Consider the following 10,760-nt stretch of genomic DNA (forward strand, 5'->3'; position numbering starts at 1 on the left):
TTCCGCACGGACCGTTCGCGGCACTTGATCGGACTCTCCGATGGTGACAGTGTCCTGCTGACCAGCAAGGTCACAAGGTCGACCAGGGGTGGCCGACCGACTCAACCAAGATAAGGATTTCGCGTATGTTCAGTCAGTGGGTGTTCCTGTCCGTCCTTGCTCTTGCCGTACCCTCGTTCGCCTGGGCGGAGGATGCGGTGTCCGACCTCGCCAGGGAGCAGTCCAAGGCCGAGCAGGGCGACAAGCGCGGCGATGAACTGTTCGCCGAATTCACCCGCCTCCGCCAGGCCGCCGAGACGGGGGAGCCGCAGGCTCTGTTCGATTTCGGCGCCTACTTCTACCAGCAACAGAACTACGCCAGCGCGCGCGAATGGTGGGGCAAGGCGGCCGCTGCGGGGATGGTCCGCGCGCAGATCCAACTGGCCATGCTCTATCGCGATGGTGACGGCGGGCCACAGGACAAGACCGAGGCGGCACGCTGGTTCCGGAAGGCCGCGGAGCAGGGGGATGCCGCCGCCCAGAATGAAATGGGCGTTCTCTACTGGAGAGGCGAAGGGGTCGACCAGGACCGGGTGAAGGCCGGGACCTGGTTCGAACGCGCGGCGGCCAGCGGTAGCGAAGACGCCGAAACCAATCTGGGATGGTTCTACCTGGACGACTCGCAAGGCGTCTATTCCGCCACTTCAGACGAGGAAGCCGCCCTGCTGGACCGTTATGCCGGCAGCCGGGAAAAGGCCTTCCAGTGGTTCTGCAAGGCTGCGACCCAGGGAGATGCCCGTGCCCAGTTCAAGGTGGGCGAGGCCTACTGGAACGGTTCCGGTGCCGGGATGAACAAGCTGCAAGCGCGGCTCTGGCTGGAAAAGGCCGCACAGCAGCAGGATGCGGATGCCATCGCCTGGTTGGAGAGCGCCGCGAACGCAGCCTGGTACACCCGCCTGGAAAACTGGATTCACGCTGCGCTGGATGGAGAGCTGTCCGGCGTCGCCGACTGCTCCGGTGCCGCCGATCGCCGGCACTCCGGCCGAGGCATGGAGGGCGCCCCGTCTGACCCGGAGGCGGTGGAAGCCAGTGCGGAGGATGCGCAGCAGGCGGTTGAAGCGGCGAGCCAGTGAGGCACGCCGCCTGGATTGCCAGCCGGACTCGTCGGCGAAATCCCTACGCGGCGCCTATCTGGGTGAGATCGTCGAACATTTTTTGAGCGCTGTCTCTCGTTTGTTCAGTGCGGCCGAGGCTGCGCTTGCGCCTCCAGGGACAGAGACGAGTAGCCGATCCCGCGCGGGTCGCTGGCGGCGTCGACGCGGCCGCTGCGCTTGTCCCAGTAGAGCACCTGCTGGTTGCCGTAGCTGCGCTCCAGGCGTTTGAGCTGATAGCCGCGCCGGCGCAGTTCGGCGGCCTCGGCATCGCTGAAGGCGCGCGGTTCGTACTCGACGACGTCCGGCTTGTACTGGTGGTGGTAGCGCGGCGCGGCGACCCATTGGCCGACCGGGCGGCCGTCGAAGTACTGCAGCATGGAGATCAGCACCATGCTCGGGATGCGGCTGCCGCCAGGGGTGCCGAAGGCGGCGAAGTCGGTCGGGCTTTCCAGGAAGCTCGGGCTCATGCTCGACAGCGGGCGCTTGCCGGCCGCCACCGCGTTCGCCTGGCTGCCGGCCAGGCCGTAGCTGTTGGCGCCCTGGGTGTCGGCGGCGAAATCGTCCATCTCGTTGTTCAGCACCACGCCGGTATCGGGAACGGTGAAGGCGGCGCCGAACGGCAGGTTCACCGAGAGGGTGGCGGCCACCGCGTTGCCCTGGGCATCGATCACCGCGAAGTGGGTGGTGTGGTCGCCTTCGCGCCAGGCCGGCGCCTCCGGCAGCGCCGAGCTGGGCGTGGCGCGGCGCGGGTCGATGCCGGCGGCAAGGCGCTTCAGGTAGTCCGGCGCCAGCAAACTGGGCAGCGGGTTGGCGACGAAGTCCGGGTCGCCGAGCAGGCCTCGATCGCGCTAGGCACGGCGCAGGACCTCCAGCACGTAATGGGCGCGCTGTACCGGCTCGGCCTTCTGCCACGGCAGCTGTTCCAGCATCTGCAGGCTCTGCGCCAGGGCGACGCCGCCGGCCGAGGGCGGCGGTGCGCTGATCAGTTCGCGGCCGTTGGCCAGCTTCACCTCCAGCGGGCGGCGTTCGATCACCCGGTAGTCGCGCAGGTCGGCCGCGCTCCAGATGCCGCCGCCGGCGCGGACCCCGGTGAGCAGCTTGTCCGCTGTCTCGCCTTCGTAGAAACCGATCCGCCCGTAGCGCCCGAGGCGTTCCAGGGTACGTGCCAACTGCGGTTGGCGGAGCAGGTTCCATTCGTCGGGGATTCCGCCCTTGTCGAGGAAGATCCGCGCGGTTTCCGGGTCCTTGCGCATCGCTTCCAGGCGCATGGCGGCGCGGTCACGGTAGATCCGGTCGACGGATACGCCATCCACCGCCAGGCGGATCGCCGGCACCAGATTGTCGGCCAGGGGCTTGCGTCCGTAGCGGCTGCTCAATTCGACCAGCGCCGCCGGCAGGCCGGGGATCGCCGCCGCCAGCGGGCCGTCGACGGACAGCCTGGGGTCGACCTTGCCATTGCGCCGGTACATGTCGGCGTAGGCGGCCTTCGGCGCGCGCTCGCGGGCGTCGAGGAAGCGATAGGTCGGCTGCGCACCGGCCTGGCGCAGAAGGAAGAATCCACCGCCGCCGAGTCCCGAGCCGTAAGGCTCGGCTACCGCCAGGGCAGCGGCGATGGCCGCCGCAGCGTCGAAGGCGTTGCCGCCATTGGCCAGGGTTTCCAGGCCGGCGACGGTCGCGGCCGGATGTGGCGTGGCGACGGCGGCCTGCTGCGGTGCGTGGGCGTCGCCGCGAAAGCTGTCGGCATGCGCCGCGAGGCTGAGCAGGGACAGGCCGCAGGCGGCGACCAGGGTACGGACGGGCAGGTTCAGGAAGGACATGGCGGCTCACTGTTCAGCGGCGTTCGCGGGACGGGGCCGCGAACGCCTCAGACTGGATTGCCAAGGATAGCCAAAAGCGCGTCGGACGGGGCGCGAACCGTCCCTGAAGGACAGGCGCCGGCGGGGATCAGGCCTTGCCGGTGATCTTCCGGTATTTCTCCATCAACTGGTCCTTGCTCTCGACATTGGCGTCGTCAAGGGGAATGCAGTCCACCGGACAGACCTGCTGGCACTGCGGCTCGTCGTAGTGGCCGACGCACTCGGTGCAGAGATTGGGATCGATCACATAGATTTCTTCGCCTTGCGAGATCGCGCCGTTCGGGCATTCGGGTTCGCAGACGTCGCAATTGATGCAATCGTCAGTGATTTTCAGGGACATCTAACAACTCCAACCGCGACGGACAGCCACGGCATCGGTAACGGGAATAGCGGAATTGTGCCGCATCGGCGCCCGCAGTGCACGCGGGACGCCGACGGGAGGCCGGCGGAGAGACGCGGATCAGCGCTTGAAACGTTCCGCCAGGGCGTCTGCCACGGCCGGATGCACGAACTTGCTGATATCCCCGCCGAGAGCGGCGATTTCCCGGACCAGCGTCGAGGAAATGAAGGAATACTTCTCCGACGGGGTGAGGAACATGCTTTCCACGTCGGGGGCGAGCTGGCGGTTCATGTTGGCCAGCTGGAACTCGTACTCGAAGTCGGAAACCGCGCGCAGGCCGCGGAGGAAGACATTCGCCTTCTGCTCCTTGACGAAGTGCGCCAGCAGGGTGGAGAAGCCCACCACCTCGACGTTCGGCAGGTGCTTGGTGACCTCCTGGGCCAGCGCAACCCGCTGTTCCAGGCTGAACAGGGGGTTCTTCTTGGGGCTGGCGGCGACCGCGATGATCACATGGTCGAAAAGCCGTGAAGCACGTTCGATCAGATCGCCGTGACCCTTGGTGATGGGATCGAAGGTGCCTGGGTACAGCACTCGGTTCATCGCTACGTCCTGGCAGGGTTTCGTAAGGGAATCGGATGGTAGCGCAGGGATGCCCGTGCGGCCAAGACGCACGGGCCATCGGCCTTTAGCCCATAGGTCTGATGGCGCCGGGCCGGCTGCCGCGGCGCGCGGCCGGCCCGGCGGCGGCGGTTCAGGCCCTGGCCAGGCGTTCGGCCAGCGCGCTGGCCAGTTGCGCGGTAAGACCGTAGACCGAGAGCTGCGGGTTGGCGCCGATGCTGGTGGGGAACAGCGAGCCGTCGTGGATCGACAGGTTCCGCAGGTGGTGATGGCGGCCGAGGCTGTCGGCCACCGCCACGGCCGGGTCTTCGCCCATGGCGCAGCCGCCCATGACGTGGGCGCTGCCCAGGCGCGTGCGGTAGATCTCCAGGCGCAGGCCGTCGATGATCCCGCGCGCCTCCTGCAGGTTCTTCGCGCTACGCGCGTCGCTGTGCACCGGCCGCACTTCCCGGGCGCCGGCGGCGAACTGGATCTCCGCCATGGTATGGAAGGCACGGCGGATACCGTCCCAGGTGTAGTCGGTCATCCGGTAGTCGAGCACTGGGGTGTCGTCGCCGCGCAGGCCGACCGAGCCCTCCGCGCTGTCCGGGTGGAAGCCGTCGCGGAGCAGGGCGAGCATCATGTTGGTATGCGGTAGCTGTTCCATGCGCAGGGCGTTGTCGCTGCCGAAGCCGCCGAGCAGCACCGAGGCCAGCGACGGTTGCAGCGGCGGCACCTCCAGTTTGTAGGACATGCGTCCGGTGACACCGTCGTCCCATTGGAAATGGTCGGAGTAGATCGACTGCGGTGCGCCGTAGAAGGGGTTGATCACCCGGTCGAACAGCCCCGCGCTGAAATTCACCGTGTGCAGGAAGGTGCGCTTGCCGACCCGCTGGCTCGGATCAGGCGCCTTCGAGCGGAGAAGAATCGCCGGGGTGTTGATGCCGCCGCCGGAGAGCACGTAGTGCCTGGCCCGGACCCTGATCCGGCGGCCGTTGGGCGCCACGCAGCGCTCATCCATGCCCAGGCATTCGAGGCCCGTCACCTTGTCGCCGTCCAGCAGCAGCCGGTTGGCGCGCGCTAGGTAGAGCAGCTCGCCACCCTTGTCGAGGGTCGCCGGGATGGTGGTGACCAGCATCGACTGCTTGGCGTTGACCGGGCAGCCCATGCCGCAGTAGCCGAGGTTCCAGCAACCGAGGACGTTGCGCGGGATGACCTTCCAGTGATAGCCGAGCTTCTCGCAGCCCAGGCGGATCACGTCGTTGTTGGCATTCGGCGGCAGCGCCCAGGGCGCCACGTGCAGGCGCTGCTCCATTTTCTCGAACCAGGGCGCCATGTCCTCCGCGCTGTGGCCCTTGACCCCGTAGACCTGGGCCCAGTGCTGCAGGGTCGGTTCCGGGGTGCGGAAGCTGCTGGTCCAGTTGATCAGGGTGGTGCCGCCCACGGCGCGGCCCTGGAGGATGGTGATGGCGCCGTCCTTGCTCATCCGGCCGATGCCTTCCTGGTACAGCTCGGGGTAGGCGTCGGCCTCCTGCATCTTGAAATCGCTGCTGGTCTTCAGCGGGCCTTCTTCCACCAGCAGCACCTTCAGGCCGGCGGCGCTGAGGATTTCCGCGGTGGTGCCGCCGCCGGCGCCGGTGCCGACCACGACCACGTCGGCCTCCAGCTCCAGGTCGTCGTCCAGGCGCGAGCCGTTGTAGGTTTTCCAGCCGCGGGCGAGGCCCTCGGCGAACAGATCGGGTACAGGCATGAATGCACTCTCAGGCTAGGCGGCTTCGGGCTCTTCGTATTGTTCCGGGGGCGGCTCAAGCGATCTTCGGCGGTCCGGGGTAGCCACAATGGGCCCACGCCTCGGGGCGGGCGTACCAGGCCATCATCGCCAGTTGCATCAGCGAACTGTGGCCCATCCGCAACAGGCCGATGAAGCTGTTTTCCCAGCGCGAAAGGAATGCCCGCACGTCGTCGCCGCTGGCGTTCTCCCAACTGCCCCAGATACCGGTGAGCGGGCCACGGGTGAGCGGCAGGGCGAGCACGTCGAAGAGTTGCTGGGTGAGCTTGAACATCTCCGGGGAGAGCCGCGCCAGGTTGTGGTCGAGGCTCTGGATCGCGCCCTCCACGGCTTTCGGCATCTGCTCGGCGGAAACCGCGCCGAGCAGCATCACCGGCAGCAGCGCACGGAGGAACGGCAGGTCGGATTCGCGGACCTTTTCCAGGCCGCTCGCCGGTTTCTCCGCCGAACAGCCGGTGAGGCTGGCGGTGACGCCCGCGGTGGCGAGGAAGGCGCCGCCGATCAGGCCGACTTTCATCAGGCTGCGTCGGGACAGGCCGGCGCTTTCAAGGGTGGTGTCGCTCATTGTTGTTATGTCACCTGCAGCGTAGGAATGAGGGGGCGCCGCACGCGCCCCGGTTCAGCGCACGAACAGCTTGTAGACGAGCTTCTGGATCGACTTGCCGTAGGGGGGGTAGATCATTCGCGCGGCGTTGAAGCGCGGCTTGCTGAACACGCCCTTGGCCTTGCTGAAGGTGAGGAAGCCTTCGTGGCCATGGTAGTGGCCCATGCCGGAGGGACCGACGCCACCGAACGGGATGTCGTCCTGGGCGACATGCAGCAGGGTGTCGTTCAGACACACACCGCCTGAGTGGGTCTCGTGCAGCACGCGCTGCTGCTGCGCCTTGTCGTAGCCGAAGTAGTACAGGGCCAGCGGTCGCGGGCGCTGGTTGACGTAGGCCAGGGCGTCTTCCAGGCGCTCGTAGGGGATCACCGGCAGCAGCGGGCCGAAGATTTCCTCCTGCATCACTTTCATGTCGTCGCTGACGTTCAGCAGCAGCGTCTGCGGCAGGCGCCGTTGCTGGCCTTCGGCGAACAGCGGGACGAGGGTCGCGCCCTTCTCGCGGGCGTCGTCGAGATAGCCCCGGAGGCGGCCGAGCTGGCGCTCGTTGATGATCGCGGTGTAGTCGGGGTTGTCCGAAAGACGCGGGAAGAAGCCCTGGACCACCTCCTTGTACTGACTGACGAATTCCTCGACGCGCCGGCTCGGTACCAGCACGTAGTCGGGCGCGACGCAGGTCTGCCCGGCGTTGAGGCTCTTGCCGAAGGCGATCCGCTCGGCGGCGTCCTTCATCGGCACGCTGTCGGAGACGATCGCCGGCGACTTGCCGCCCAGCTCCAGGGTGACCGGGGTCAGGTTCTCGGCGGCGGCGCGCATCACGTGCTTGCCGACGCTGGTGGCGCCGGTGAACAGCAGGTGGTCGAACGGCAGCTTGGAAAAGGCCACGCCGACGTCTACCTCGCCTAGCACCACGGCGACCTGGTCCTCGGGGAAGATCCGCGCCAGCAGGTCCTTGAGCAGGCGCCCGGTGGCCGGGGTCGACTCGCTCATCTTGATCATCACCCGGTTGCCGGCGGCGAGGGCCCCGGTCAGCGGGCCGATGGAGAGGAACAGCGGATAGTTCCAAGGCACGATCACCCCGACCACGCCCAGCGGCTGGTACACCACCTGGGCCGAGGCCGGCTGGAATTGCAGGCCGACCGCGCGGCGCGCGGGCTTCATCCACTTCTTCACGCGCTTGGCGGCGTAGTGGATGCCGTGCAGGCTGGGCATGATCTCGGCGAGCAGGGTCTCGTCGGCGGAGCGCGCGCTGAAGTCCCGGTCGATGGCCTCGATCAGTGCCTGCTGTTCCTTGAACAGCAGGTCGCGCAGGGCCTTCAGCCACTGCACGCGCTGCGTGGCGTCGGGCATCGGCTGCGCCAGGTAGGCGGCGCGCTGGCGGGCGAAGAGGGCTTCGAGCTGGTTGATTTCCTGCTGGCTCTGCTGCAGGTAGGCGATATCGGCGACCATGGGCTGGCTCCTCGGCGAAGCGTGGGCGGCTGCGTGGCCGCGCGTCTGTCGTTATGGCGGACCTGGTTCGGTCCGATGAATTTCGCTGCGTCGCTGGATTTCTAGAGTAAATACTCTAAAGTGTCAAACAGCATGCCTGCCAGCCCGGCGCTTGCGTACCCAACGAAAGGCGGGCCGGTCGCCGGCCGCCACCCCGGGGGCTGACCCGGGCGGCCAGCTTTGTGTACCTTCTACGCTGTCACGGCGGGGCGCGCCCCGCACTGTTACCCGAACGAGCCCGTCGTCCCCATGGCACCACGCATCAAGACCCGCGATCGCATCGCCCAGGCCAGCCTGGAACTGTTCAACGCCCAGGGCGAGCGCAGCGTCACCACCAACCATATCGCCACCCACCTGGGTATATCGCCTGGGAACCTCTACTACCACTACCCGAACAAGCAGGCGATCATCGCCGAGCTGTTCGCCGAGTACGAAAGCCACGTCGAGAGCTTCCTGCGCCTGCCCGAAGGGCGGGGTCTGACGGTGGACGACAAGACCTTCTACCTGGAAGCGCTACTGGCCGCGATGTGGCGCTACCGCTTCCTCCATCGCGACCTCGAGCACCTGCTGGAAAGCGACCCGGAGCTGGCGGCGCGCTACCGCGCCTTCGCCCAGCGTTGCCTGGTCAACGCCAAGGCGATCTACCGGGGCTTCACCGAGGCCGGCATCCTGCGGATGAACGAGACCCAGCTGGAGGCCCTGACCCTCAACGCCTGGATCATCCTCACCTCCTGGGTGCGCTTCCTCTGCACCACCCTCGATCTCGACGGCGACCTCAGCGAGGCGCAACTGCGTCGCGGCATCTACCAGGTGCTGGCGCTGGAGAGCGGGCACATCGAGGCGCAGGCCCAGGATGCGGTGGACGGGATTTCCGAGCGGCTCTACGTGCCGCTCTGATCGCGCAGGGTTTTCTCCAGCACCTGCTGGATGTGGATGCCGTGGCGGCGGAAGAAGGCTTCGGTACCGAGGGTGGCGTCGGTGAACAGGTAGGCGCCGCGGTGATCCTCGGCGAAGCGCCGCAGCAGGGCTGCGCCGACGCCGCTGCTCTGTGCGCCGGGCAGCACGGCGATTTCCGCCAGCCAGACGCGAATCGGTGTTTCTTCCTCGGCGCGCAGCAGGCCGACCAGGCGGCCGTCGCGTTCGGCCAGCAGGGAATACCCGGAATGCTGGTACAGCGTGCGTAGCTCGGCAGGCGGCATGCGCCGGTCCCAGCCGACCGCCGCGTGGATCGCCAGGATCGCCTCGCAGTCGGCGTCGTCGAGCATCGGGTTGTGCCGCAGCGTCAGTTCCATTCGCCCCCCTTTTTCCTTCAGCCTGTTCCTATTCTGCCGCCCGTCGCCGGACGCCGGCCAGCTCAGTGCTGCCGCAGGCGGGCCTCCAGCCAGTCGGGGATGCGTCGTTCCAGGTAGTAGGTGGGCTGGCGCGGAGAGCCGTCGACGAAGCCGACGTGACCGCCGCGGGCGTGCAGCTCCAGCTCGGTGCAGGGTGCCAGTTCGCTGCGATCGGGCAGGCTGCGGGCGAACACGAAGGGGTCGTCGCTGGAATGGATGATCAGGCTCGGCGTGCGGATGTCCGGCAGGTAGTAGCGGCTGGACGCGCGCCGATAGTAATCCCTGGCGTCGGCGAAGCCGTGCAGCGGCGCGGTGACCCGGCCGTCGAAGTCCCAGAAGGTGCGCATGCCCTCCAGCGGACCGAGGCGTTGCAGGGCGGCCAGGCCTTCCGCCTGGCCCTGCTCGCCGAACAGCCGCTGCTTGTCCTGCACGTAGGCCAGCATGGCCTTCATGAAGTGCGCCTGGTAGACCCGGGAAAAGCCCAGGCCGATGCGGTCGGCGCACTCGTCCAGGCGGAACGGCACCGACACCGCGACGCCGCCGAGCAGCGGGCAGTCCCCAGCGGTTTCGCCCAGGTACTTGAGCAGCACGTTGCCGCCCAGCGAATAGCCGACCGCGTACAGCGGCGCTTGCGGGCGCCTGGCGCGCAGGTGCGCGACCACCTCGGCGAGGTCGTCGCTGACCCCGGAATGGTAGCCGCGCGGCAGGCGGTTCGGCTCCCCCGAGCAACCGCGCCAGTTCAGCGCCACGCTGGCCCAGCCGCGCTCCAGCAGGGCGCGCTGCAGACCGAGGATGTAGTGCGACGAGGATGACCCGGTGAGGCCGTGCAGCGCCAGCACCAGCGGGGTCTCGGCATCGTGCGGGCCGGCCCAGTCGAGGTCGATGAAGTCGCCATCGGCCAGCCACAGGCGTTCGCGCTGCCGTTCCAGGGTCGGCCCGCGGCGGAAGAACGGGCTCCACAGGGTCTGCAGGTGCGGATTGGGCAGCCACCAGGCGGGCTGGAAGGTCGGGGACGCGGTCATGCGCAGGTCATGGGCGGTGGTGGTGTGGCCACCAGCTTACCAGCCGAACTCGTCGGCGAGGTCCTCCGCCCGCTGGCGCGAACCGAGGATCGGTTGCAGTTCGTCGACGAGCTGCTGCCGATAGCGGGGCGCGACGCTGCAGTCGTCCAGCAGGATGTCCTCGCCGGCGCCGCTCCAGACCTCGCCGAAGCAGGCCAGGCTGGCCGCCATCTGCCACAGGTCGTCGAAGCACGGCGCCGGGTCCCAGCCCCTGCCGCCATGCAGGTCGAAGAGTATGCGCCCGCTGCCGGTCTCGAGGATGAACGGGTCGGCGCCCTGGTCGGCCACCACCAGCCAGTCGTCCTGCCAGCCCGACAGGCGCTCGCCGCTGATGCCGTGCCAGCGATAGCCGGCCTGGCGCTGCCAGAGGCGGGCCAGGGACGGCAGGAAAAATGGGTTGCCGGCACTCTCCAGGGTGCAGTCGAGTGGGCCGACCTCGCGGTAGAAACGCTCCAGCTCGGCGGGCAGGGCGATATCGCCCTGCCAGTCGGCGGCGGGTTGCGCCGCGCAAGGCTCGCCAAGCGCCAGCAGGCGTTGGCGAATGCTCGCGGAAGCCGGGCTCAT

Annotated in this window: 10 protein-coding genes and 1 pseudogene; 2 read left to right on the top strand and 9 right to left on the bottom strand. The window is 67.9% G+C overall.

The window, feature by feature from the left end; all coding sequences use genetic code 11:
• Window positions 1–125: 125 nt before the first annotated feature.
• Window positions 126–1,112, top strand: coding sequence for a tetratricopeptide repeat protein (locus JHD77_RS04680; RefSeq protein ID WP_003112969.1), 987 nt, complete (start codon window positions 126–128; stop codon window positions 1,110–1,112).
• Window positions 1,113–1,216: 104 nt separating this feature from the next.
• Here JHD77_RS04680 and ggt read toward each other — a convergent pair.
• From ggt to JHD77_RS04710, 6 genes and pseudogenes are all read right to left on the bottom strand, one after another.
• A pseudogene (gene ggt, locus JHD77_RS04685) lies at window positions 1,217–2,950 on the bottom strand (gamma-glutamyltransferase).
• Window positions 2,951–3,077: 127 nt separating this feature from the next.
• Window positions 3,078–3,329, bottom strand: coding sequence for a YfhL family 4Fe-4S dicluster ferredoxin (locus tag JHD77_RS04690; RefSeq protein ID WP_003084462.1), 252 nt, complete (start codon window positions 3,327–3,329; stop codon window positions 3,078–3,080).
• 120 nt (window positions 3,330–3,449) lie between these two features.
• A complete protein-coding gene (coaD, locus tag JHD77_RS04695; protein WP_003084466.1) occupies window positions 3,450–3,929 on the bottom strand; it encodes a pantetheine-phosphate adenylyltransferase in 480 nt (159 codons plus the stop codon).
• 151 nt (window positions 3,930–4,080) lie between these two features.
• The gene (locus JHD77_RS04700; protein WP_003102870.1) at window positions 4,081–5,676 is read right to left on the bottom strand and encodes a GMC family oxidoreductase; all 1,596 of its coding nucleotides are present in this window, start codon (window positions 5,674–5,676) and stop codon (window positions 4,081–4,083) included.
• Between the two features lie 55 nt (window positions 5,677–5,731).
• A complete protein-coding gene (locus JHD77_RS04705; protein WP_003084486.1) occupies window positions 5,732–6,280 on the bottom strand; it encodes a hypothetical protein in 549 nt (182 codons plus the stop codon).
• Between the two features lie 54 nt (window positions 6,281–6,334).
• Window positions 6,335–7,765 carry a coniferyl aldehyde dehydrogenase gene (locus JHD77_RS04710; protein WP_003102868.1) on the bottom strand — a complete coding sequence of 477 codons (1,431 nt, stop codon included), beginning with the start codon at window positions 7,763–7,765 and terminating at the stop codon, window positions 6,335–6,337.
• A 288-nt stretch (window positions 7,766–8,053) separates the two neighbouring features.
• Here JHD77_RS04710 and JHD77_RS04715 point away from each other — a divergent pair, with 288 nt between their 5' ends.
• On the top strand, window positions 8,054–8,701 hold the full coding sequence (locus tag JHD77_RS04715; RefSeq protein ID WP_003084488.1) for a TetR/AcrR family transcriptional regulator: 648 nt from the start codon (window positions 8,054–8,056) through the stop codon (window positions 8,699–8,701).
• Here JHD77_RS04715 and JHD77_RS04720 read toward each other — a convergent pair.
• From JHD77_RS04720 to JHD77_RS04730, 3 genes are all read right to left on the bottom strand, one after another.
• Window positions 8,686–9,096 carry a GNAT family N-acetyltransferase gene (locus JHD77_RS04720; RefSeq protein WP_003102866.1) on the bottom strand — a complete coding sequence of 137 codons (411 nt, stop codon included), beginning with the start codon at window positions 9,094–9,096 and terminating at the stop codon, window positions 8,686–8,688. The genes JHD77_RS04715 and JHD77_RS04720 overlap by 16 nt on opposite strands.
• A gap of 62 nt (window positions 9,097–9,158) precedes the next feature.
• The gene (locus JHD77_RS04725; protein ID WP_003084490.1) at window positions 9,159–10,157 is read right to left on the bottom strand and encodes a hydrolase; all 999 of its coding nucleotides are present in this window, start codon (window positions 10,155–10,157) and stop codon (window positions 9,159–9,161) included.
• Between the two features lie 36 nt (window positions 10,158–10,193).
• Complete coding sequence (locus tag JHD77_RS04730) at window positions 10,194–10,760, bottom strand: hypothetical protein (RefSeq protein WP_003084491.1); 567 nt, start codon at window positions 10,758–10,760, stop codon at window positions 10,194–10,196.

It is taken from the genome of Pseudomonas sp. P20, assembly GCF_016463925.1.
GTDB lineage: Bacteria > Pseudomonadota > Gammaproteobacteria > Pseudomonadales > Pseudomonadaceae > Pseudomonas > Pseudomonas aeruginosa.